The organism is Veillonella rodentium, from assembly GCF_900187285.1.
Taxonomy (GTDB): domain Bacteria; phylum Bacillota; class Negativicutes; order Veillonellales; family Veillonellaceae; genus Veillonella; species Veillonella rodentium.
In genome coordinates this window covers 1,501,236-1,525,221 of record NZ_LT906470.1, presented here as the reverse complement: position 1 = coordinate 1,525,221, position 23,986 = coordinate 1,501,236, and the positions used below count along the sequence as shown (strand labels likewise).

Sequence of the window (23,986 nt, the reverse complement as noted above, 5' to 3'; positions counted from 1 at the left end):
AATTATCTTTAATAGTTTTAAGTCGACATGGGAATCCCATATAATTTAAAAGTTATATGAATTATTGGTAATTTGAATTTGACAATCACTTTCAATATGTATACTATAATAGTGATGTTTATAGTATTTGTGTATATGGTGATAGTATGAATCCACATAATCATGCGATTTCACAGCCGGGAATTTCCATGTCGAGATATGCTGTTTTTGACGGTATTGATTTGATCTTCCTGGATGTGAAGCGAGAGACGATTCAATTTTTCGCCCAGTCACATACAAAGACGTTTGCAATTAACCACTGTGAAGAGGGACGCATTGAGTGCAAATTTACATCTGGTGAGTACCTATATATGGGGGCAGGGGATATGTCATTAGGATGGCATACTCACTCGGATTATCAACATGAGAACTATTTTCCTACAAAATTTTTTAAAGGGATTGTATTGTTGGTGGATGTTGAAAAAGCTCAACCTGTATTGGACTCCCTTGTAACGGATTCGCGCATTGATTTGACGGAGTTAGCTAATCGATTTTGCGAGAATTCAGACTTTGGTATGATGGTGGAGGAAACGGAATCGGTTCGACAAATTTTTTCCAGTTTATATACTGTGCCCGATCAAATTAAAGGGCACTATTTTAGACTGAAGGTTATTGAAATCTTTTTATTATTATCTGTTATATCTACAGAAAATTGTGAAAGACGCAGTACTTTCAGAAAGCAACAGGTAGATATTGTTAAATCCGTCAGTGAGTATATGTCTACGCATTTTATGAAGCGTATCACTATTGACGAGTTAGCCCACAATTTTAACATTCCTTCATCCACATTGAAACGGTGTTTTAAAGGTGTATATGGTGTGACCATTCATCAATTTTTGAAAGAATGTCGCATCAATGAGGCGAAGCGGTTACTACGCGATACGGATGAACCGATTTTGCGCATTGCTAATGCCGTCGGGTATGAAAACGGCAGTAAATTTACAAGTGCTTTCAAAGCGGCTGTAGGGATGAAACCGAGTGATTATCGAAAGATATAGTTACACTATAACAACAGATTTAGATCGGTTGTTACACGATAATTGAATATTGTCCGAATTGTATATTTTTGGTCTGTTCGGAGTAGATATGCAAGATACACTTTGCTACCATAATTATGTAAATGATTTTCAATGTCATTACCTGATGGTAGTGAAGTGTATTTTTTATGATTTTTCTTGTGTGAAATCGGAATCATAAAGAAACAGTATGGTTGTGTGTAATCAGATATTGGAGGAGGTTGTGATGATCCGTTGGGGACACACAAAACGCTATTTAATCCTATCTAGTGCGGTGGCACTATGGTTAAATGCTCCGTTTGTTGTCATGGCTGACAATGCGACGGTGACCACCGATGTGGTTCATGTTAAGGGGACATGGGCCGAGGAAGAAGCTAAATTAAATCCACAGCAAGTGCAAATTATTACTAAAAAAGAAATTGAAAAGAAGCAGGCGAAGTCCGTCGAAGATATTATTTTTACTCAAACAGGTGTATCCAGAACGGTTGATGCAATGGGGCGTGTAGGGGTATCCATACGTGGTGCCGAGGCGCGGCATACGCTGATTCTTGTGGATGGGCAACCGGTACTGGGTGATTTTGATAAGTACTCCGGGGCGGCTGATGAAGTACAGCGTCTGGGAACGGAAAATGTGGAGAGAATCGAAGTTATTCAGGGGGCGGCGAGCGCTAAATACGGTTCCGATGCGGTGGGCGGTGTGGTTAACATCATCACAAAGAAGGCGCAGAAGAAACCTACCTTACAACTTAATGCGGAAGGGATGCGGCGGAAAAGTGATGGCGATGCCTTCCCGTATCAAAACTTCTTTATTCGGGCCGATTCGGGTCAAATGGGTAAATTGAAGGTGGGTTTATCCGGCAGCAAACGGGATCTTATGCCGGTACTGGCATCTGTTAAACGCCGTCAGTCTGGAATGGCCTTTGATTATGCAAAACATAACTTTAAGCCGAATGTGCTTCGCTACTATGGGGATGCGGCGGATATCGGTCTCGTTGCGACCTATGAGGCCAGTGATAGAAATAAATTTGAAATGCGCCTCAATCGATACACGGAGGATCTTGTACGTGATGTGAAACACTCCGATTCTGATTTGGAGCCGCAACAACACTTTAAACGAACTGCTGATCGTAATACGGCGAATTTATCGTGGTCCTCGAAGGCCGGTAAAAGTGATTGGACGGTAGAGACAAACTATTCGCGCATCAAGGAAAATGATGTGGCTCTCATCAGCTATACGGGGCGGTCCGCCTATGAAGGATCCAACGAATTGCGGTATATCGATAATATCGACCATCGCCAATTGGATATTCGTGCGAATGCGAACACACAGGTCCATAAAAATCACTTACTCAGTTACGGCGTAAGCTATGCTCGTGAAGAAGGCTCCGGCAGTCGCCTTAAGAGTTCGCCGAATGCGAGCACTATGTATATCGATCCGTGGAACTATGACAAGAGTCTGCTCGTAGATAAATTAGATCGTCTGGTGCGGCGTAAAGGTGATAACAGCGTTAAGGTTTACTCTCATATTCATGACTATAAATTCATTAATTCCGGCGGTGGAATGCCGCAGTGGGATATGGATTATGAATACTATGGCGCTGAAACAAATGCCCAGAAACCGGGGATTACATATGATGACTATGTGAATTATGGCTTATCTGAAAGTCGTCTCAGTGAATGGTCCAGCACATCACCTAATAATCAACCTGTAACCGATGAGTTTAAAAAGCGGTATTACGCTTTAGAGGATCGTTTGAAAGCGGAGAATCCCGAAATGGCCGCGCATCGTGCGAACATTGTAGGCGATTATTTTAAATACGGCGAATCCAATGATGCGGAAATGCGTAAGAAAGCACCTAAATTAAATGGCAAGGCATTCCTTGAAGAATATCGCAATCGAGATCAACGGTTGACTACCGGTAGCGGAACGATTAGAAAGGTAAACGCTTATATTTCCGATACATGGCAGGTCAATAAGAATTTGACATTGGTGCCGATTGTACGATTTGATAACAGCAGTCTGTTCGGCTCCAATATATCCGCATCAATGGGGATGACTTATAACGTCAAAGGTAATATACATCGTCGATTCAAGGCTAATGTGGGTACCGGTTATACGGAACCGGGCATGGGTGAGTTGTGGTACAACTGGGAAATGTATGCATCGAATCCTGTGGGCATCGGTGTTGCCAAACTCGGTTGGTACTGGGCGGGCAACCCGAATTTGAAACCGGAAAAATCACTCAACTTTGATATGAGTTTAGAAGGTGAAAATAAAAATACCTATGCTCGTATCGGGGTATTCCATAATCGCATTAAAAACTATATGTCCGTGTATTTTACTGGTGATTTTATGGACTTTGCACCATATTTGCGAGGCGATGCGAAATACCAACGTGCACCGGATATGATTTACAGCTTTAAAAATATCGGCAAAGCTGTAATCACCGGACTCCAAGCGGAAGTGCAGCAGAAGTTCGGCAAACATTGGTCTGCTAAATTGGGTTATACCTATTTGCATGCCATTAACAAGAGTGATCCGAGCATGCCGCGTCAACTCTTAGATAAACCGATGCACAAAGTGGATATAGGTATCACCTATGATAATCCGAAATCCGGCTGGAACGGCTCTATCTGGGGCGATTATTATATCAATATGCTCGACAGCAACACATTGAATAATGGCGGTAATTATTGGCCTGATATCCTGTCCGGTGATGCCGGGGTATATAAGAAACAGGTTTATGAAAAGAAGACATTCGGTATTTGGAATGTTATGGTCCAGAAGCGGTTTAATAAGAATGCCATGATGTACTTCGGTATCAATAATATCTTTAACCATCGAGATGATGATCGGGCTACACAGGAACGCGTATACCGCGTAGGTGTCAATCTTAAATTCGGCGGTGGTGAAAGTAAGAACGCGGCAATTGGTAAATCTAACGGCACAGCCGGTAAAGCAGGGGTCGTAGATTCTAACGTAACTAGTGGTGAGTCCGTAAACACCGAATCCGCAGTACAAAATGTATCCGATGTAGTTCGTCTAACCGATTTTATTCATTCTGATTTTGATCTATCTAAAGAACGCGGTATTACGATGGTCGGCGATTACCGTGCACGTTGGATGGCTCACGACGGTACCAACCGCCCTCAATCACCGTTTAGAGAAAATTCCGCTATCGGATCCGCAAAGGCCAATATATACGATGCAAATCGTCATAGCTTTGAACAACGACTACGTCTCGGCTTTGATGCACGTCTCAATGAGTTTACCAATCTCACCGTTATCGGCAGTGCGACGGGGATGCGTGGCGTAGATACAAGTTGGACGATGTCTAATTCGAAAGGCTTTAATCATCAACGGCTCGATACGGTTGATCTCACAAGACGTGTTAAGAAGTGGGACGTATCTGTAGGGCGATTGACTGAGCCTATGGGGGCCAGCGGCTATTGGTTCGGACAGTCTTATGATGGTGCACGTGCCGTATGGACCGGTAATGATACACAAGTACGCATTGGCGCAGGTACATTTAAACACAGTACAGGAATCAGTGATTCCGCTTATACACATGCGGAACATAAGGTGATTTACAGACCGCCTACTGCGGCCGAGCTGATAGGGATTAATCGAGATGAATATCCGTATGATATCAACAGTGCAACCAAGTCCGGCTCTGATGGAGAACGAAAGACGACGGAAGATGCGGCGGCTCCGGACAGTCCAAATGGTATCTACGACTCCACGTATAAAGGTAAAACGGATAATCTCTACTTCTATCAGCAGCTAAAGGATTTGCAGGATGAATATGAGACTTTCAAAAAGAATGCTGATCTAAGCTGGAGTAATCCGAATCGCGATCAGGAAATCGCGAAGGTTGATGCAAAACTGGCTGAAACGCAGAAGAAACAGGCTCAAATTATGGGGCGTTTACAGGATATTCTTACAAAGGCCTATCCTGAGGAAATGGCGAAAGCCAAGTTCTCCCTTGATATTCCGTCCGGTGGTTATGCAATGTATGAGATCACCAATAAGAAAACAGGGGAAAAACTCTATATGACTGGCGGCATCATGTATAATGTGAACTCGCCGTTATATCCTGAATACTTAAAAGAGTCGGCCAAAGGGCTTATCGTTTCGTCAGATAATAAGGATGCTTTGTTGAATTCTAAGGTTTACATGGATAAACATGGGGCGGATATCGATAAAGCTATGAATTCTATCGCTAAATACAATGCATCCGATAACTGGTCAAACTATAAGAATGGTGAGCTTGAAGCTGTTTGGGTTAAACAGTCGGACGGTACGTTCCGTCAATCGTATGATTATTATGGTCAATCTGCAAATGACTACGAGTTTTCCGGATTCTTAGGTGCCAAGACCTATAAATACGACAGTGGTAAATATGTATTTAGTGATTATGATGCTAAATCGACTCTTTATAATAAGAACTTTACACTTTCCTCAAGTGATTGGGGTGAAGGCAGCTCCGATTATGGTTGGGGTCTTACTCCTGCGATGTATAACTATCTATATAATTTGGAAAAGGTTGTACATGATGCTGAGTCAGAAAATAAACTGCCTCGGGAGGCTATCGGAAAGATTATCGGTAATCTTATCAGGACGGAAGGTGTTGTTCTTGAAAAGGATACAATTCCGGCGATTGAAACGGCCGCATTTGTACAGGTGAAGAAACAGATCGGTTCACGTCTCGGCCTGCAAGCGTGGTATTTACATTCCTTTGACGGCAGCAAGCATACCTTCCTGAATGCTAACGGCAATAAAAATGATGAATACAGTTTCTCGAATGTAGCGCATATATTCGGTATCGGCGCCAAATATCAGCTAGGCGCTAATGCATCCGTAACCGTTGATTACGGGCAGAACAGATCGAACTTCGGTAGATATATGAACGGTAATACCGTTTATGAACATGAACGGGGCACCGCGGATTTTGCTATTAAAGGGCACCAAATGGGCGGTACACCGCACTTCTGGATGGCTCGACTCGATATCGGCCGTGCGGATTTGGATGTTCCGAAGTCGTGGAATGCGTTTATTGATTATAAATACTTCCAGCACGGTTCATTCTTCGGCGGCAACGGTACAGGTGCTGTTCCGGATCGTTATCTGGACGGAATTCGCAGCTTTACCTTTGGTGCCGGTTATGTACCGCGTAAGGATCTGCTCATTGAGGCGTTCTATACATTTGATGCAAAGGGTACTAATAAACGAGATACTTTATATGGTAGTGAAAGCTTTAAGTTAGGCGATTATACAAGAATTCAAGGGACCTATCGGTTCTGATATGCGGTCTGTGAATAGACAGAAAGGTTATTAGTATGGAAAATCTAAATTATGTAATTCATTTATTTCATAGCGGCGGATATGTCATGTATCCATTGCTATTCTTATCCCTTATGGTTATCGCCATAGCGGTGGAACGAGCTTTCTATTATCGTAAATATGCAGGTAAGACATTTGTTGTGTGCCATGCGGTTAATGAACTTTCCAGATTGCAGAGCTGGGATGAAATTGAAAAAGTGATTCAGGAAAATCCATCCATTGCCAGTCGAGTTGCACAAGCGGGATTGACGAATGATAAGGACGAGTCAGGGATGAAAACGGCTTTCGCCGATCAGATGGGCGTTGATGCGGTAGGGTTCAAAAAATATATGGATTACTTAAGTGCAACCGTAACAATTTCTCCGTTATTGGGCTTGTTGGGGACGGTTACAGGTATGATCGGTTCTTTCAGTATTCTCGACTCCGGTGCAGGTGCATCCGCCATTACCGGAGGGGTAGGTGAAGCCCTCATCGCGACGGCATCCGGTCTATGTGTGGCGATTATGGCATTTATCGTTTATACATTTTTTAGCCATCGTTTGGACTCCATTATTAATCAAATTGAAACGATGTGTGTTAATATAATTACAGCAAAACGGGAAGGGTGGAAATAGTATGAATTTACAAAGTTTTCGTATGAAATCCAAGCCTGAATTCATGATTATCCCAATGATTGATATTATATTCTTCTTATTGGTGTTCTTCATGATGAATAGTTTGCAGACCATTGCGCAGAAGGCTTTATCCATACAGTTGCCGCAAGCTATATCCGCATCGACGCCGGCTCAATTACCGGTGGTCCTCACATTGGATGCGGAGGGACACATCACGATTGATAATAATCCGATGAGCATCGATGCGGCAGAGGCCATGGTAAAAGAGCGTATCGCACAGAATCCGAATGCCAGCGTTATTTTACAGGCCGATAAGCGTGCAGCACATGGTCAGGTGGTAGCTATCATGGATATGCTTAAACAATCCGGTGTTAAGCGCTTGGCTATTGCGACGGAACAGAAAGGATAACTATGGGAATAGGCATATCATGGAAAAAGGCAGCCATCATATCCGCCATAGTGCATCTGATTATTCTATTTATTGCCGTCATTTTCTTTGTAGTAGTGCCAGCTATTCAGGAGCAGGACACATATGAAATCGATCTCACCCAGAGTGTGCTTGATGATGGTGGTAGCGGCCATGCCGGCGGCGGAGGCGGGGACCGGTCATCTCTATTCCCGAAACCGCTGTCCGCTGATGAAGTGGCGGCAAGGACAAAGGCTGTTGTAACAAATGTGGAACCATCTACGGCAACGGATATTCCTGATGCTGTAGATGTACCAAGTAAGGGTAATGAAAATCAATCGAACACATTCGGTGAAAATGGCGGAGCCGGTAACGGTCCGGGATCCGGAGGCGGAACCGGTGGTGGTCATGGAACCGGTGACGGTACAGGTGTTGGCGATGGTCGTGGTACCGGTTATGGCAAGGGCGATGGCAAAGGTGAAGGGGACGGCCATGGCAAAGCGAAAGCGGCATTTGACAGTGAAGGCTTCCGTGAAAAAGTACAGAAATACGCACAAAGTCCGGCTATGGCATTGAAACGGCGCCTGGAGGGTGACGTACTTGTACAGGTGACATTAAATACGGACGGTGCTCTTATCGGTCAACAAATTTTATCGACTACAAATGAAATCTTTAATGATGCAGCTATGTCTGCAGTTGTATCCGCAACACCATATAATAATCCGACCGGAGAAGATATAAATGTAAATGTACCGGTTGAGTTTAGAGGACAAGAAGCATCTGATGAAGATGAGGAATAATCTATATAAGGAATAGAGGAGATAGCAATGAAAAACATTATTTTATATTCATCCCTTACAGGGAATACAAAACGTGTAGCGGAAGCGATGGCTTCCGTTATGCCGCCGGGGACACCTTGTGTTTCCGTTAAGGACGCACCGGACAATTTGAGTGATTACGATACCGTATTTGCAGGTTTCTGGGTTGATCGCGGTACGGCTAATAAAGAAGCGGCTAAATTGATTGAAACGCTTACAAATCCGCATGTCGTACTATTTGCGACGTTGGGGATGTATGCCGATTCCGATCATGCTCGTGAAAGCATTGAAAAAGCATCCGCATTATTACCGAACAAGGAACAACTGGTAGATGGATTTGTCTGTCAAGGGAAAATCGATCCGAAGGTCATCGAAATGATGTATAAGATGTTCCCGCCGGGATCTGCACATGGACAAAGTCCTGAACGTGATGCATTACATAAGTCTGCAGAAACGCATCCGGATGAACAGGACTTTGCAAATGCAAAGGCATTTGCAAAATCGGTACTTGCCAAGTTGCAAGCTTGATATAAGGGGGATTGTAGTATGACGTTAGCAGCGTTTTTTGAATCACTTCCCGAGAAGCAGAGAAATCTGCAACTGGGTATGGTTTGTGATGATCCTATCAGCGGGGCATTCCCCCATAAGCGCGTCGTTCATGCGGGGTTGAACGGTACACTCGTATCTCCGAAGGAAACTCAACAGGTCTGGCAGACCGTGATGAACGGAGAGGTCCCTAAAGGACAGATGCAATCCGCATATATCCATATTCCGTTCTGCAAGACGAAATGCACCTATTGCGGTTTCTTTCAGAATGGGACCAGTCAGAATGTGGAAGATACATATATCGACAACCTCATCGGTGAATTGCAGGCCGCCGGTGAATGCAAGCGATTGAAAGACGGTCTTATTCATGCGCTGTTTATCGGTGGCGGTACGCCTACATCGTTATCGCCGACTAACTCCAAACGTCTGTTGCAGGCGATTCGCGATTACTTGCCGTTGGCGAATGATTATGAAATGACCTTGGAAGGTCGTATTCACGATCTGATTCCGGAAAATTTGGATGTCTGGATGAGTCACGGTGTAAATCGTATGTCTATCGGTGTGCAGTCCTTCAATACCGAGGTACGCCAAATGGTGGGGCGTTTAGATGATCGGGAGACGGTGCTTAAAAGACTGGCGGATGTGAAAGCTTACGGTCAGTGTTCTCTTGTTATTGACCTTATCTATGGCTTACCGGGTCAAACGATGGAGGTATGGGAGGACGACCTGGCTCAACTCGTAAGTTCCGGCGTGGATGGAGCCGACTTATACCAGCTCAATGTGTTTGACGGCAGCGACCTTAATAGGGATATTGTCAGCGGTAAAGTGCCGCCGGCAGCGACGACGGCAATGCAAAGCGATATGTTTAGATTCGGTCGGGACTATTTGGAGAAACGCGCGTATCGTAGATTGAGTGCAGCCCATTGGAGTGCCGATAATCGGGAACGCAGCCTGTATAATATCCTCGCTAAAGCCGGTGTGCCGATGTTTCCGTTCGGGAGCGGTGCCGGTGGTAATATAGACGGTTACGGTATGATGTTGCATCGCGCTTTAAAGCCTTATGAAGACATGGTCAGCCGCGGTGAAAAACCGTTTATGGCGCTTATGAAGCAGAGCGAGCTGCAGCCGATTGTCAATGTCGTGGTGAGTCAACTGGAACAGGGCTTCCTGAATATCGATGATTTAGTGACGATGGATTTTCGTTTGAAAGAGCTTAGCTGGCTCTATGATGTTTGGCAGGAACGCGGACTTGTAACTTATAACGGCATTCTTTACCGTTTGACGACGGCCGGTGAGTTTTGGACCGTTAATATCACCCAAAGTACACTGGAAGCCGTCGAGTACATCATGACCGGGCGCAATTCGTTCGCGTTGGAATCTGTAGCTGCACAGGATACAAAGACCCATTCTAAAACGGCGCCGGCTCAAGAGGTGCGCGGTATCGGTCAAGGCAAGGAGAATATTTCCGTTCCGACCGGTGAAAACGAAGAAGCTAAGCGTAAGGATGCTCTCATTGCAAAGGCTAAAGCGGAAATCGCGAAAAGCGGTGCATCCGGTGAATCTGCGGAACGCATGGTTCAGGCTATGTATAATCTCAGCGCTGATGAAATAGAATATATGATGGAACGTATGATGTTCTAAACTTTACACTACTTACACCGACTAAATAACCTCAGTATACATTGTATATACTATTTCACCACATTATCGATAAAAACCCCGGGATTTGTCCGGGGGTTTACTTTTATCATGTATACGGGTATGCTAGACGTAGAATTTGTATTAAAATTAAGGTCAGCATGTAAGATGATCAGTATAATGAGGAATTAATATGCAGGTTACTATTGCAAGTGTTACGGCGACACCTGAACGGCCGAGAGATATTGTATATGACACACATCCTTTTGATATTGTCGGCATCGGGGCCAGCACATTGGATCGATTTGTCATGGTAAAAGCATTCCCTACGGGGCGTGAGGTACAGGAGGCGGTAATGACTGCCGTTGACGGAGGCGGCCCTGTAGCGACTGCTCTTGCTACGGCGGGAAAGTACGGACTCGATACGGTTATGATTGACGTCATCGGAGATGATATAGGGGGGACTCATATTCTCGATGATTTTGATTATTATAATGTTGAAACCAGTCATATCGAATCCGCGCGGGACTCCAAGTCGGCGAGTGCCACTATTTTAGTTAATGAAAAGACCGGCGATCGGGCTATTTTCTTTGAACGGTCCACGGCACCCGAACTGGAGTCCCTGGATAAACATAAGGCGTGCATTGAAGGCGGCCATATTCTACATATCAACGGTCGCCATCGTAAATGCTTAATCGAAGCCATGACCATCTGTAAGCAGTCCGGTAATCTCGTTTCTCTTGATGGCGGCGCGAACCGCTATGATGAAGGCTTAAAGGACATTACACGGGCCAGCGATATTGTTATCGTCGCCCGGGATTACGCCGAAGAATATACGGGAACGAAAGATCTGGAGGAAGCATGTCGCATCATTCATGAACGTGGCGCCTATATTGCAGGTGTTACGGATGGGGCTGAGGGCAGCTATTTTGTATGGCCTGACGGGACATTTTATCGGTGTCCCGCATTTCCTCAATATACCGTTTTAGATACTACCGGGGCGGGTGACAGCTTCCACGGTGCCTTTTTGACGGTTATCGCAAAGACGATTCGCAATATGCGTGTTGAGTGCGAGGGGCGTCGAAGTGCGCGGGAGGTTCTGTTGGACTGTTCCAATACAATTTTTGAAAGTGCCGCTGATTTTGCTTCCGCCGTCGCATCTTTAAATACGCAGAGACTCGGTGGACGCAGCGGACTGCCCTCATTAGAGGATGCGGTGGCGTTGGCAAACTCCCGTTAAGGTGGACATTATGTGGCACGATATTTCACATCATCCTGTACAAAAATATATTCAAGATAACCCCTATCGATTATTGGCACTCAGTTTTTTCAGTGTCATGGCGTTAGGTACATTACTGTTGATGTTGCCCATGTCGAGTGCCGATGGTTACGGTACGAATCTCGTGGATGCGGCTTTTACGGCGGTATCCTGTGTGTCCGTTACCGGGCTTGCGACTGTAGATACCTATTACCATTGGTCTTTTTTGGGGAAAATAATCATGGTCCTTCTCATTCAGTTGGGCGGACTCGGTATCGTATCGTTTACGACGATTATAGCATTACTGTTAGGACGGCGCATCGGACTTAGAAACCGAGTTCTCCTATCGGAGGATGTAGGACAGGAGGGGATGAGCGGACTCTTACATATCACAAAGCTGATAACACTGTATACCCTAGTTATGGAGATTATAGGCGGCATCATTTATACGATTCAACTATATCCCTATATCGGTTCTGAAGCTCTATATACCGGGTTTATGCAGGCTGTTTCAACCTTCTGTAATGCGGGCTTTGTATTTTTCGATAATAATCTGCCCTATGCTATGGTAGGAGATGTGCTGTTCAATATTAATACAATGGTTCTTATCATTGTCGGCGGCTTCGGATATTTAGCGACCTTTGATATATGGGCGAATCGCGGTGTAAGACGGTTTACAAACCTTAAGCTGCATACTAAAATCATGCTGATAGGAACAGTGACTCTCATTGCGATCGGTGCCATCATCATTTTAGGGGTCGAGTGGGGAAATCCGAAGACTTTGGGGCCTTTACCGGTATGGGAAAAGGTCATGGCTTCGTTTTTCCAATCTGTTACACCGCGTACGGCGGGGATTGCGACGGTGGATTATGGTTCATTACATCCCATTACATTGTTCGTGTCGATTATTCTCATGTTTATAGGGGCCGGACCGAACTCGACGGGCGGCGGTGTCAAGATAAGCACCGTAGCTGTTGCATTTTTGTCTGCTCGCACACTGTTTGATAACAGACCTGATGTGGAGGTCTTTGAACGCCGCTTATCCATAGTTACCGTAATGAAAGCGAACGGTATCATTTTCTTATCGTTACTGATAGTACTATTGGCGACCTGTTATCTTGCATGGGATGAAACGTATGACTTTATACGGATTCTGTTTGAAGTTATGTCCGCATTCGGTACGGTCGGGCTCACGACGGGGATTACCCCGGACTTATCGGATAGCAGCAAATGGGTACTGATGCTCGTCATGTTTACGGGGCGTGTCGGTGTTATGACGGTTATCGGTACATGGGCCTTAAAAACCGCACCTATGAAACCTATCGGATATGCGGAGGAGAATGTGCTGCTCTAACTGTTATTTCGCATGAACCTCTCGATATTTCTATTATGAGTATTGAGTATCAGTGTATTGAGTTCCATGAGGTAATGAGAGGTATTTGTATGAAACATAAAACTATAGCTGTAATTGGTCTTGGTCAATTCGGTACGACCATTGCTAAAATGCTGGCATCCATGAAACATGAAGTGCTCGGTGTCGATATCGATCCGGATATTGTGCAGAAAATATCGCCCTATGTGACACATGCCATCGTAGCGGACACCACTGATGAAACGGCGATCAAGTCATTGGCACTCAGTCAATTCGATCTGGTTATCGTCGCTATCGGCGACAATGTGCAGGCGAATCTGATGACCTCCATGTTGTTAAAAGAAATGAATATGCCCTATGTGGTGGCGAAAGCGGAAAATAGTTTGCAAGGCAAGATGCTCAAGAAAATGGGCGTAGATATGGTAATTTATCCTGAATATGACGTAGCGTTGCGTTTGGCACAGTCCTTGACGCGCGATCATGTGATGGATTATTTGCAGCTATCTGAAAGTATCGGACTCATCGAGGTGGATATGCCGGCGTTTATGGTCGGGTCCTGCCTGAAGGACTCCAGGTTGCGCGAGCAATATAATCTGAATGCCATCGGTATTCGGCGCGGTTCGGAATTGGAGGTGCCGCCGGATCCTGTGACCATACTTTCACAAGAGGACAAATTATTGGTCATCGGGAATAATTCCGATTTGGATGCATTAACGATGTAGCAAGTATGTAAAAGATATATAACTATATCGAAAAAAGATGATATAATAGAATAGAATTCAGTATAGGTCATACGTATTCGTATGGCCTTTTTATATAGAAGTGAAGGGTATTATGACAGAGGAACAATACATAACGGCATTGGTGAACAATCCGCATGGCATACGGAATATTCCAAATCCTACGGAGGGAATGCAGCTTGTCTGTGTTTCACAAAACGGCATGCTGTTACAATATATTAAACAACCTACGCAGTCGGTTATTGAAAAAGCCCTTGATGTATCCCCGCGAGCGATTCAGTTTGTGGAGCATCCGGATGAAGCCTTATTGATGCGATTGATTGAAAAGGATTGGGCCGTATTGGAGTTTATAGAGAATCCGTCCGATGTATTAATTGAGAAGGCGCTTGAACAGTCGGGCTGGGCTATTCGATACATCGAGAATCCGTCGGAAGCATTGCAACTTACCGCGGTGCGAAAAAACTTTGATGCGTTGCAATATATTAAACATCCTACAGAGGTGGTGCAACTGGCAGCTGTACGGGAAAATTATTTAGCACTTCGCTATATTCCGAAGCCTTCGATAACCGTACTGAAGACCGCCGTATTACAAGATCCGCAAGCAATGAGACAAATCGGTAATCTGACGAAGGAAACGGCGTTGCATCTTTTTTCTGTCTCTGCACGGGTTTTAGGCTATATTCCGAATACATTGGGGATTACGGTGGAGGATATACGGCGGAGTATTATAGATACATTGTCCGGCGAGAACGTAAACGAAGTATATATTCGTGAACTTATTAACAATACTTCTGTCGGCGGACGTCAATCAAAATGGCCAATCGATGTATTGGCGCTAATCGATACGTATGGAACAAGAGCCGTAAAGAAAATTGCGGTAGATGAATATTTAATATATTGATGCTGTAAGGGCATTGCATATTGATAGGGTGAGGAATATGAAATATGACTTTCACAAAAAGATTTATACATCATGCAAGTCCTGTTTCTTGAAATATAAGGCATTAAAGGAGTTACAATGAACTTTACAGATACTATGGCCAGTGTTGAATTGGTACTGGCCGCGAATCAGGTACCTTTACTCGTCGGTGAAACGGGTATCGGCAAAACATCATTAGCGGCGCGCGTGGCGGCGCTTCACGATTGGGAACTGGTGACGATTGACGGCAATCTTTTGAAAGAAGGGGAAATCGGCGGCTTACCGACGGTGGAAACAGTGTCACATACGGACGGTCATGGTACCGTACATCAAGTGAAAACCACTGTGTATGCGGTACATCATACGCTGGAACATGTGGCGCAGGCGGTCGATAAGGGGCGGCATGTATTGCTGTTCATCGATGAAATCAATCGCGCTGAACATGCGGTACAACAGGAGTTGATGAATCTCATTCTGAATCGTGAAATCAACGGGTTTTCCTTGAGTGACAATGTGCGAATCGTGGCGGCCATGAATCCGGAGGATTCCTTTGATTATCAAACTATCGATATGGATCCGGCGCAACAGAACCGTTTTGTTTGGCTGTACATGCATGCGGATTATATGCAGTGGATTGACTGGGCTATCGGTGGCGGCATTGAAAGCAAGGTGATCGAGTTTATCTCATCGTATCCGGAATACTTGAATCAGCGGCATGAGGATGATATCGATGCGACGCCGCGCTCCTTTGAGCGGGTATCCGGTCTATACAGTATTTATAAGAATCAAGAGGACAACGGTTACAGTCGCGACGTGTTTTTGAATGTCATACGCGGCAATGTGGGAAAATTGATTGCCGAGGCGTTTATAAACTTTATCGAGTCCGATCAGGAACCGTTGATTACCTTTGACGATGTGCTCGCAGCCGTTCAAAAACCGGGGGCTGTCATGTCTATGGCTGAACAGGTTCAAGGTGAAAGCCCTACGCGTCTTTACGTGGCGGCAAAGAATATGCTGCATCGCCTGAACGGTAACAGCAATGCGCAAGAGGTACATCACTTTGTAGAATTTTTAACACTTTATCCCGGTGATTTACGCATTGCGGTTATGAAAGACCTGCGCAATACGTACGAACGTGTTTATGCCTATGCTATTGAGGATGAACTGTTTGTGGATACGTTTTTTGAGGCGCAGAAATAATTGTTAAAATGTGTCATCTTAAATTTATATGCCCTTAGATGATAACTATACGGCTATGTGAGTTTTAGGGCTTCAGTCGTGTTGTGATTCAGGTGAATTTTATCGTTATTAACTTGAAGGAGGTGGAATAGATGCAACGTAATTTGGATAAGGATGACATCCGTGACGACACGGATCTGTTGACGCATATCGACGGCTGGGAAAAGACCGGTGCTTATGATGCGGATGCGGTCGAGTTACTAGATAGATGGCATGCCAAACGGGAGAGAATCCATCGTGAAGCGGAGGCTTTATATACGCAGATTTACGCGGCCTATGAGGCCTATGTGGACAGTTATGAAGCTCAACATCACAGCCTTGAACCGGAACGCATCGCCGCTGATTTGATGAATCACAATATATCAGACAGTCATATCGGCACTATCGGTCGCGCATTAGAGGATATGCCTTTAGAAGGAACCGATTTGGCGGTCATGCAACAGACTGTCATGAATACTTCGTATGAGCAGCGGTTGTGGGCGATTTTGCATGAGGTGAACAGTCTGCTTTTGGAAGAAGATCAATTTTTCGGATACTTTTACCTGCAGATGGCACATCGTATCAGATTTGATATGACCGGTGCGTTCGGCATAAATTTGAAACAGGGCGGTTATGTGCTGTATGTGAATCCGTTTATCTTGCTCAGACAGCCGCCGGACGTGATGAAAGACGGCATCAAACGCGAGGTGCTTCATATTATTTCCGCCCATTTGATGCGCGTGAAACAGTTGAGCCAAAGTTTTAATAAAACCGCGGTACACATGGCTATGGATATGGTGTTGAACGATTATTTGGAGCATGTGGACCGAGATGCGGTGACGGTAGCGAATGTGAATGAGCGGTTCGGCTTGTTACTTAAGCGATTCCGTACCATTGAATACTATGCAAAAGCCATTGATAAGGTGATGACGGAAAAACCGTACCTCTTTGTGCCGATTGAAGATGCGGATACGGCGGTAGCGATGGAATTTAATCCTGAGACAAGTCATGATATCTGGGATGAGTCGGACTCTATCGATACGGATACGATGGATCGGATCACAGAGCGCTATATCAATGAAGCCTCTAAAGGGGACATGGAGGGTTATGTGAAAAGTCTCATCGATACCTTTCAGAAAACCCGTCGTACATTGCCGTGGTACTTTTACCTTAAAAAACTGATGGGCAAGGTTTCAAGCGGATATAAGAAGACGGCGATGCGCCGCAATCGCCGTCAGCCGGAGCGCCTTGAATTATCGGGGACATTGCGCCAGCATAAGGCGAAAGTGTGGGTGGCTCTCGATATGAGCGGCAGCATTACCGATGATGAATTTACGAATGCACTGGAGCAAGTATTGCAGATCGTACATGCCTATAACCATCGCATTACGGTCGTGGAGTGCGATAATGAGGTGCGCCGCATATATACGATGGAGTCCGTACGGGACGTAAAGCCGCGTCTGGATGTGCGCGGAGCTACGGCGTTCAGTCCTGTATTTTCGTTGGCAAATCAACATCGCGTAGATTTGCTGGTTTATTTTACGGACGGTAAGGGCGAGGAGCGCTTGCGGGACATGCCGAAAGGGTATAAAGTTCTATGGGTTCTCACAGGGGAACAGCCGAAGCTTTCCCTGCACAATCCGCATGGGCCCGTTCGTGAATTAGGTTATGCAGGTGTCGACGAACGACAGGATATTGATGAATTCGTGCGCATGAGCAATCGCGGTGGATTCTCCATGGCGAATCAGGAAATATAATAAAGGCTGCCACAGCATAAGATAGATATATTCTCTTTGTTCGAGAAATACTATGGTATGCTGTGACAGCCTTTTGTTGTGTTTGTGAAATTCCGGTTAACTGTTCAGTTCAATGGAGGAACCGGGATCGATAATGAGACCAGTCTGGTTGTATTTACCTTCCACGAGGCTTGTGAATACACCGGGTTCGCGGTCGATAACAGGCCATGTTTTATAGTGAATCGGAATAGAAATACGCGCTTTCACATAGGAAGCGGCAAGCGCCGCGTCCTCAACGCCCATTGTATAGTTATCGCCGATAGGCAGGAGTGCATAGTCGATATCACCGAAGCGGTTTAACAGCTTCATATCGCTGAAGAGGGCCGTATCACCCGCAAAGTAGAGGATGTCGCCATAGAAATCAATAAGGCAACCGGCCGCATGACCGCCAGGAATCCCGGCACCGTGAAAGGCGGGAACCAAACGAACGGATCCGAACTCAAAATCGAATTTACCGCCTAAGTGCATGGCATGCGTGCGGCATCCGGCTTCAGCTGCCCTGCCGGCTATTTCGGCGGTGGAAATAACGAGGGCATCGTTAGCCTTGGCGATATAATCCGTATCTCCGTAGTGATCGTCATGTCCGTGGCTGACAAAGATATATTGACATTTAATATCTTCTTTTTTTGCGATATCCCATGTATTACCTGTCAAGAAGGGATCAAAAATCATGGATACATCACCGCGGGTCAGCATAAAGCAGGCGTGGCCGAAATAGGTTAATTTTGTTTTCATGGGGAACACTTCCTTCCTTATATATAATTCTTGATTCTATTGTATAATAGAATATATGAAAATAAAACTGTAGAGAGTGAATTATGCATACGGATTGGAAATATACACATGGATTTGACACATTTCGATGAACAGGGCAATGCGTGGATGGTGGATGTGTCCGATAAGGACGTGACGTCGCGTACCGCTGTTGCGGAGGGCTTTATAGCCGTTAACGATACAATTTATGATCGCATTGCGGCGGGAACAATGAAAAAAGGAGACGTATTGAGTGTGGCCCGGTTGGCAGCTATTATGGGGGCAAAACAGACGAGTCAGCTCATACCGCTTTGCCATCCTTTGAGTTTGACCAAGGTGGAGGTGCATTGCACTTTAGTTGATGGTGAAAGCTCGGCCTGTACGGATGTGACGCATAATCGTGCCGTCAAGATTCGTGCTATCGTAAAAACGACAGGGAAAACGGGCGTTGAAATGGAGGCGCTCACAGCCGTTCAGGTGGGACTTCTGACGGTATACGACATGTGTAAAGCTATCGATAAGGGGATGATTATGGGACCTACATATCTCGTTGAAAAAGAAGGAGGTAAAAGCGGGCATTTTGTAAGATAATGCATCAATATAAATCAGTCACGGCGCTTTCATGATCAGTTGATGTATTAGAGGCAATAATGGTTGTGAGATTATATTGAAGTATATTTACAAAATAAAATGGAATCTGTGTTAAGAACGAGAACATTAAGGGGGCCCGCACATGAGTAAATTACGATCGAAACTGTTTATTGTCATGATGTCAGCCATGCTGTTGGTAACCGCAGCCGGATGCGGCAGTGATAACATGATTGGCAATATGCTGTCTTCTATGAGTGAAGATGAGGCGCAACGCGGCAAGGGGATTAATAGCGATTTAAAAGATCCAGTTTACACCTATGAGGCCGTTGTCAATGCTGCACCGGGGGTGGTTCATCAGCGCAAAGTGCCTTATGGATTTTATTCGCAAAAAGGGGGGGATGACGAATATGAGATTTGGAGCTCTCATGTGATTAAACAGTTTAAAGATGTGAAGCCTGTTCCGGACGATGCATCGGAAGCGGAGATTAACCGATTATTCAATCAGATTCTCTATGTATCCGCTCTTGATTATGAGCCTGTAGAGGAGTTGGATAGGTATGCTTATTTGGTGTTTCAAAAGGACCGCATTCATCCGTTTACGAAGCAGCCGATTAAAGAAAATGCGCAACTGAATCTTGAAATTGTATTGGATGCCAGCGGATCCATGGTCAATGAAATTAAAGGGCAAAGTATGATGGATATTGCTAAAAACTCCATTAATGAAATTTTGGCGACCTTACCGGATAATGCTAATGTAGGCCTGCGCGTATTTGGACATTTAGGAGACAATACGGCGGAAAAACGTACGGAATCTTGCGGCGCCAATGAGCTGTTGCAACCGATAACGAAACTTGATCGGGAGAAAATAAAATCCAGTATGACTCCGATCCAACCGACGGGCTGGACATCGGTTGCGAAATCCATTGAAAAAGGAGCTTCTGACTTGAGTCAATTTACGGGGGAGAAGGATGTTAATATTTTATACATCATTACCGACGGCATCGAAACTTGTGACGGTGATCCGGTGGCTGAGGCGGAGAAATTAAAAGGCGGAAAGACCAATGTCATTCTGGGAATTATAGGTCTTAATGTCGATGCGAATCAAGACGCATTATTGAGACAAATTGCCGAAGCTGGCGGCGGTTATTATGCTTCCGCCAATGAAGCGGACACGTTGACTTCGGAGTTGTATCGGATTCATGAGTTGGCCAATGCGCAATATGAGTGGCAAACGTTAAATGATGAGGTGCTTAATCGGCTTAAAGCAAGTCATGCAAGCGGGCGTCTCTATAACGGCTTTTTAGCGGGGCAGGCTCTTTCCGAAAGAATTAATATTGGTTCCACTATCGAATGCTTACAGAGTGATGATTTAAAGATTATAAAGCCGTTCGGTAATGTGTATAAAGCACTGGATAAAAAGGCGGGGGAACGTCAGAAAATTATAGAGAAGCTGTTGGAGGATAAATTGGCTGAAGTAGAAAAAGCAGATGCGGAGTATATCAAATCTGTAGCAGGGCGGAAGGGTGAAACTGTTGCCTATATGCCGTCCACGAGCCGTGTGGATAAATTCAGTCGTTATTATATCAAACGGGAGGAGCGTCCCGATACGACGGCAGCTCAACAAAAAGACGGTCAGAAATTGGAAGAGAAACGACAACCTGACAAATAAATATATGAGCCTTCTATGTTACAATTAAGTTAATCGTAGAAGGCTCATTTTATGAGGACTAAATACATAACGGATTTATTGAACCGTGTGTTTTCTCAAAGAGGACCGATTTTTTCTCTGTAGTTTACATATAATGATATAATTATATGTTAGAAGAAACTTTTTCTTCATTCGAAGTAATAATTATATAAGAGGGATATTTTGGAAATTGTATTATATGAACCGGAAATTCCCGGTAATACAGGAAATATTGCGCGCTTATGCGCCGCAAATCATATGATCCTACACCTTATCAAGCCGTTGGGATTTTCTGTCGATGACAAGCATGTAAAACGGGCCGGCCTCGATTATTGGCATTTGGTGGATGTACAGATTCATGAGAATATTCAAGAATTATATGATACATATCCTGACCACAGATTCTTTTATGCTACGACGAAGGCGAAACATACTCATTCTGAGGTGAAATATGAACTAGGAGATATGCTTGTTTTTGGACCGGAGACTCGTGGTTTACCTGAATCGTTACTGGAAGGAAAGGATGAATCCTGTATTCGCATTCCTATGATTGAAGAGGCACGATCTTTGAATTTATCCAATGCGGTGGCTGTTGTCGCTTACGAGGCCATGCGGCAGTTGGACTACCCCGATTTGAAAGCGGAAGGAAACTGGATTCAATCTAAATAAATGGTTATTGTATATAGTGTTGTTTTTAGGAGGTAAGTATGAATTACGATAAGGCTCATGATTTAGCGCATGCTATGCGTGAATCCGAAGAGTACAAAGAGTTGATGAAAGCGCAGGAGGCGGTGCAGGCTGATGCGACCGCGGCTGCGCTGGTGAGAACTTTCATGGCCCAACAAATGCAATGGGAATATGCGAAAATCTCCGGTGCACCGGAAGAAGCAGAATTGTTGAAAAAACAGGAAGAATTGATGCCGCAAATTCAGGTGAATACAGCGGCACAGGTTTACCTGCAAGCTCATGTCCGTTGGAGTCAAGTATCCAACGATATCTATAAAATCATTAGCGAGCCAATCACTGAGGGGATGAAGGTTTTAGATCATGGGCAACAACAGTAACATTAAGACATTGCAGGCTGCATTATTAGAGAGACTCCCCGGTACACGTGTGCGTGAACGGGAATTATTATGTGAGCATACGACCTTTAAAATCGGTGGACCTGCTGATCTTTTTATAGAACCTACGTCGATGGCGGAGTTGAGTTTTGTACTGCGTACGATTCATGAACAGTGTGTTCCTGTTACAGTTATCGGTTGCGGTTCCAATATTTTGGTGAAAGATGGCGGCATCCGCGGCGCCGTTGTATCCGTGCGTCAGATGATGCAAATCATGGACTGTAATGAAAATACATTGTGCATCGGGTCCGGTTTTATGTTGAAAGATGCATCTGAATTCGCATGGAAAAATGGTTTGACCGGTCTTGAATTTGCTATCGGAATTCCGGGAACCCTGGGTGGAGCCGTATTTATGAATGCCGGAGCCTATGATGGTGAAATGAGTAACGTCGTGACGATGGTGCGGGCTGTAGATTTTGAAGGGCGCATTAAGGAATATGATGCCTCTCATTTGGACTTTGCCTATCGGCATAGCATTTTTCACGATAATCATGAGGTAATCGGTGAAGTGGTTATGACCTTGACACCCGGCGATAAGGCTGCTATCAGGGCACGTATGGATGAATTGACAGCAAAGCGCGAATCAAAACAACCGCTTGAGTTTGCCAGTGCCGGATCTACTTTTAAACGTCCGCCGGGATATTTTGCAGGAACTCTGATTGAACAGACGGGGCTTAAAGGGCTATCCGTCGGTGATGCACAGGTATCGCATAAGCATGCTGGCTTTGTTATCAATACGGGGAGAGCTACCGCCAAGGACGTACTTAATCTGATTCAGGAGGTACAGCGTCGTGTATATGATGAACATGGTGTACATCTTGAGCCGGAAGTGCGCATGATCGGGGAAGACTGACTACATAATAATTAGAAGATTTCTTATGAGTCTTTGTATCTTTGCAATGGTTTGGATAGACGGACTCGTAGGAAGTCTTTTTTCAATAGTATCTATGATTGTAATTGTTAATATCTATGATCATAATTGTTCTTAAATGGATATGTTGTTTAGTAGGAGGCGAGGATATGACGACCCTAACAGCAAAACAGGTTCATGACAAAGCGTTGGAATGCGGCTTTGATGATTGCGGTATTATATCCATTGATGCATTGGATTCATATAAGGACCGCCTGGCGCAACGACTTGAGGCGGTTCCGGAAAGTGAGGATATATATACTCATACTAAATCATTTTTAGAGCTAAAAGAAAATTATCCATGGGCTCACTCAATCGTAGTTTGCACGGAGTATTATGGGAGCTATAAGTTTCCCCTATCTCTTCGAAAACGATATGCAAAAGGGCTGCTGTTATCTTTATCAAATATTCCTCACAGTGACGAGTTCAAACGGCGGCGATCTTTTGAAACATGGCTTGGTGAAAAGGGAATACGATATATTGGCGGTGAAACGGCAAAACCGGCCGGAATTATTCCTTTGCGGCCCGCTTCGGTAGCAGCAGGTTTAGGCATCTATCGGAAGAATAATTTCTTTTATGGACCTAAAGGATCCTGTTATGAACTGGCAGCCTATTTAATTGATGAGTCCTGTGAATATATTCAGCAGTCGGAGATACCTCCGTGTCCGGATTCTTGTGACTTATGTCAGCAGGGGTGTAAGACAAAATCTTTATCTGCGCCGTTTACTATGAATCCGTTAACATGTGTATCTTTTATTAATACATTCGGTGATGGTAAGTTACCGGACGGTGTCACAGATGATATGCTGGAGGTGTGGATATTAGGCTGTGATAACTGTCAGGATGCATGTCCTTTTAATGTAGACCATGATTGGAGTATTGGGTTGGATTATCCCGGACTTGATGAATTAGAGCCGCTGCTACAACCGGAATATATTCTGAAAGCATCCGATGCGGAACTTATTAAAAAGGTGATTCCCAAATGCTGCTTTCATTTAACGGATGAGCAAATACCGTTATTACGTAAATCCGCGGAGCGAGCCATGCGGGGTAAATAATCTCTGTCGTTATACGATGACTTAAATGTATAATCAAATGTAGAAATTATAATGACTACAACAAAAGAGCTTCTTTGACTTTCATAGATATAGTGAGTTATAATTAACTGTTGCCAATTTTTGGGAATATACCTGCATAGCT

Annotated in this window: 20 protein-coding genes; 19 read left to right on the top strand and 1 reads right to left on the bottom strand. The window is 44.6% G+C overall.

Annotation, left to right across the window (positions count from 1 at the left end; genetic code table 11):
• Window positions 1–146: 146 nt before the first annotated feature.
• The 13 genes from CKV62_RS06990 to CKV62_RS06930 all read left to right on the top strand — a co-directional run bounded on the left by CKV62_RS06990 (window position 147) and on the right by CKV62_RS06930 (window position 17,685).
• Window positions 147–1,037 (top strand): helix-turn-helix domain-containing protein, encoded by an 891-nt coding sequence (locus CKV62_RS06990; RefSeq protein ID WP_095066318.1) that lies wholly within the window; start codon window positions 147–149, stop codon window positions 1,035–1,037.
• 244 nt (window positions 1,038–1,281) lie between these two features.
• Window positions 1,282–6,360, top strand: a complete 5,079-nt coding sequence (locus CKV62_RS06985) for a TonB-dependent receptor plug domain-containing protein (RefSeq protein ID WP_095066317.1) — start codon at window positions 1,282–1,284, stop codon at window positions 6,358–6,360.
• Window positions 6,361–6,395: 35 nt separating this feature from the next.
• The gene (locus CKV62_RS06980) at window positions 6,396–7,013 is read left to right on the top strand and encodes a MotA/TolQ/ExbB proton channel family protein (RefSeq protein ID WP_095066316.1); all 618 of its coding nucleotides are present in this window, start codon (window positions 6,396–6,398) and stop codon (window positions 7,011–7,013) included.
• Between the two features lies 1 nt (window position 7,014).
• Complete coding sequence (locus CKV62_RS06975) at window positions 7,015–7,422, top strand: ExbD/TolR family protein (protein WP_095066315.1); 408 nt, start codon at window positions 7,015–7,017, stop codon at window positions 7,420–7,422.
• Window positions 7,423–7,424: 2 nt separating this feature from the next.
• Window positions 7,425–8,219 carry an energy transducer TonB family protein gene (locus CKV62_RS06970; protein ID WP_095066314.1) on the top strand — a complete coding sequence of 265 codons (795 nt, stop codon included), beginning with the start codon at window positions 7,425–7,427 and terminating at the stop codon, window positions 8,217–8,219.
• Window positions 8,220–8,246: 27 nt separating this feature from the next.
• The gene (locus CKV62_RS06965; protein WP_095066313.1) at window positions 8,247–8,765 is read left to right on the top strand and encodes a flavodoxin family protein; all 519 of its coding nucleotides are present in this window, start codon (window positions 8,247–8,249) and stop codon (window positions 8,763–8,765) included.
• Between the two features lie 18 nt (window positions 8,766–8,783).
• The gene (hutW, locus tag CKV62_RS06960; RefSeq protein WP_095066312.1) at window positions 8,784–10,424 is read left to right on the top strand and encodes a heme anaerobic degradation radical SAM methyltransferase ChuW/HutW; all 1,641 of its coding nucleotides are present in this window, start codon (window positions 8,784–8,786) and stop codon (window positions 10,422–10,424) included.
• A gap of 307 nt (window positions 10,425–10,731) precedes the next feature.
• Window positions 10,732–11,661 (top strand): carbohydrate kinase family protein, encoded by a 930-nt coding sequence (locus CKV62_RS06955; protein ID WP_422821981.1) that lies wholly within the window; start codon window positions 10,732–10,734, stop codon window positions 11,659–11,661.
• A 10-nt stretch (window positions 11,662–11,671) separates the two neighbouring features.
• The gene (locus CKV62_RS06950; RefSeq protein ID WP_095066310.1) at window positions 11,672–13,033 is read left to right on the top strand and encodes a TrkH family potassium uptake protein; all 1,362 of its coding nucleotides are present in this window, start codon (window positions 11,672–11,674) and stop codon (window positions 13,031–13,033) included.
• An 89-nt stretch (window positions 13,034–13,122) separates the two neighbouring features.
• Window positions 13,123–13,773: a potassium channel family protein gene (locus CKV62_RS06945; RefSeq protein WP_038115915.1), complete on the top strand. Its 651-nt coding sequence runs from the start codon at window positions 13,123–13,125 to the stop codon at window positions 13,771–13,773.
• A gap of 112 nt (window positions 13,774–13,885) precedes the next feature.
• A complete protein-coding gene (locus CKV62_RS06940; protein WP_095066309.1) occupies window positions 13,886–14,692 on the top strand; it encodes a hypothetical protein in 807 nt (268 codons plus the stop codon).
• Between the two features lie 117 nt (window positions 14,693–14,809).
• On the top strand, window positions 14,810–15,910 hold the full coding sequence (locus tag CKV62_RS06935) for an AAA family ATPase (protein ID WP_095066308.1): 1,101 nt from the start codon (window positions 14,810–14,812) through the stop codon (window positions 15,908–15,910).
• Window positions 15,911–16,041: 131 nt separating this feature from the next.
• Window positions 16,042–17,685 carry a vWA domain-containing protein gene (locus CKV62_RS06930; RefSeq protein WP_095066307.1) on the top strand — a complete coding sequence of 548 codons (1,644 nt, stop codon included), beginning with the start codon at window positions 16,042–16,044 and terminating at the stop codon, window positions 17,683–17,685.
• Between the two features lie 96 nt (window positions 17,686–17,781).
• On the opposite strand, the gene CKV62_RS06925 is transcribed toward CKV62_RS06930, so the two are convergent.
• Window positions 17,782–18,459, bottom strand: coding sequence for a metal-dependent hydrolase (locus tag CKV62_RS06925; protein ID WP_095066306.1), 678 nt, complete (start codon window positions 18,457–18,459; stop codon window positions 17,782–17,784).
• 108 nt (window positions 18,460–18,567) lie between these two features.
• On the opposite strand from CKV62_RS06925, the gene moaC reads away from it, so the two are divergent.
• From moaC to CKV62_RS06895, 6 genes are all read left to right on the top strand, one after another.
• Window positions 18,568–19,068, top strand: coding sequence for a cyclic pyranopterin monophosphate synthase MoaC (gene moaC / locus CKV62_RS06920; protein WP_095066305.1), 501 nt, complete (start codon window positions 18,568–18,570; stop codon window positions 19,066–19,068).
• Between the two features lie 142 nt (window positions 19,069–19,210).
• Window positions 19,211–20,737: a VWA domain-containing protein gene (locus CKV62_RS06915; protein WP_095066304.1), complete on the top strand. Its 1,527-nt coding sequence runs from the start codon at window positions 19,211–19,213 to the stop codon at window positions 20,735–20,737.
• Between the two features lie 201 nt (window positions 20,738–20,938).
• The gene (gene trmL, locus CKV62_RS06910; RefSeq protein ID WP_095066303.1) at window positions 20,939–21,424 is read left to right on the top strand and encodes a tRNA (uridine(34)/cytosine(34)/5-carboxymethylaminomethyluridine(34)-2'-O)-methyltransferase TrmL; all 486 of its coding nucleotides are present in this window, start codon (window positions 20,939–20,941) and stop codon (window positions 21,422–21,424) included.
• 38 nt (window positions 21,425–21,462) lie between these two features.
• Entirely contained in the window at window positions 21,463–21,819 is a 357-nt protein-coding gene (locus tag CKV62_RS06905; RefSeq protein WP_095066302.1) for a YlbF/YmcA family competence regulator, read from the top strand.
• A complete protein-coding gene (gene murB, locus CKV62_RS06900; protein WP_095066301.1) occupies window positions 21,803–22,729 on the top strand; it encodes a UDP-N-acetylmuramate dehydrogenase in 927 nt (308 codons plus the stop codon). The genes CKV62_RS06905 and murB overlap by 17 nt, the downstream gene beginning before the upstream one ends.
• Before the next feature lie 167 nt (window positions 22,730–22,896).
• Window positions 22,897–23,844: an epoxyqueuosine reductase gene (locus CKV62_RS06895; protein ID WP_095066300.1), complete on the top strand. Its 948-nt coding sequence runs from the start codon at window positions 22,897–22,899 to the stop codon at window positions 23,842–23,844.
• The last annotated feature ends 142 nt before the right edge of the window (window positions 23,845–23,986 follow it).

Excerpts from the sequence above, each read along its gene's own strand:
- CKV62_RS06925 (WP_095066306.1), bottom strand. The coding sequence starts at position 18,459 with ATGAAAACAAAATTAACCTATTTCGGCCACGCCTGCTTTATGCTGACC.
- CKV62_RS06915 (WP_095066304.1), top strand. The coding sequence starts at position 19,211 with ATGAGTAAATTACGATCGAAACTGTTTATTGTCATGATGTCAGCCATG.
- CKV62_RS06980 (WP_095066316.1), top strand. The coding sequence starts at position 6,396 with ATGGAAAATCTAAATTATGTAATTCATTTATTTCATAGCGGCGGATAT.
- CKV62_RS06930 (WP_095066307.1), top strand. The coding sequence starts at position 16,042 with ATGCAACGTAATTTGGATAAGGATGACATCCGTGACGACACGGATCTG.
- CKV62_RS06990 (WP_095066318.1), top strand. The coding sequence starts at position 147 with ATGAATCCACATAATCATGCGATTTCACAGCCGGGAATTTCCATGTCG.
- murB (WP_095066301.1), top strand. The coding sequence starts at position 21,803 with ATGGGCAACAACAGTAACATTAAGACATTGCAGGCTGCATTATTAGAG.
- CKV62_RS06970 (WP_095066314.1), top strand. The coding sequence starts at position 7,425 with ATGGGAATAGGCATATCATGGAAAAAGGCAGCCATCATATCCGCCATA.
- CKV62_RS06985 (WP_095066317.1), top strand. The coding sequence starts at position 1,282 with ATGATCCGTTGGGGACACACAAAACGCTATTTAATCCTATCTAGTGCG.
- CKV62_RS06895 (WP_095066300.1), top strand. The coding sequence starts at position 22,897 with ATGACGACCCTAACAGCAAAACAGGTTCATGACAAAGCGTTGGAATGC.
- CKV62_RS06950 (WP_095066310.1), top strand. The coding sequence starts at position 11,672 with ATGTGGCACGATATTTCACATCATCCTGTACAAAAATATATTCAAGAT.
- moaC (WP_095066305.1), top strand. The coding sequence starts at position 18,568 with ATGGATTTGACACATTTCGATGAACAGGGCAATGCGTGGATGGTGGAT.
- CKV62_RS06965 (WP_095066313.1), top strand. The coding sequence starts at position 8,247 with ATGAAAAACATTATTTTATATTCATCCCTTACAGGGAATACAAAACGT.
- CKV62_RS06955 (WP_422821981.1), top strand. The coding sequence starts at position 10,732 with ATGGTAAAAGCATTCCCTACGGGGCGTGAGGTACAGGAGGCGGTAATG.
- CKV62_RS06905 (WP_095066302.1), top strand. The coding sequence starts at position 21,463 with ATGAATTACGATAAGGCTCATGATTTAGCGCATGCTATGCGTGAATCC.
- CKV62_RS06940 (WP_095066309.1), top strand. The coding sequence starts at position 13,886 with ATGACAGAGGAACAATACATAACGGCATTGGTGAACAATCCGCATGGC.
- CKV62_RS06935 (WP_095066308.1), top strand. The coding sequence starts at position 14,810 with ATGAACTTTACAGATACTATGGCCAGTGTTGAATTGGTACTGGCCGCG.
- hutW (WP_095066312.1), top strand. The coding sequence starts at position 8,784 with ATGACGTTAGCAGCGTTTTTTGAATCACTTCCCGAGAAGCAGAGAAAT.
- CKV62_RS06945 (WP_038115915.1), top strand. The coding sequence starts at position 13,123 with ATGAAACATAAAACTATAGCTGTAATTGGTCTTGGTCAATTCGGTACG.
- CKV62_RS06975 (WP_095066315.1), top strand. The coding sequence starts at position 7,015 with ATGAATTTACAAAGTTTTCGTATGAAATCCAAGCCTGAATTCATGATT.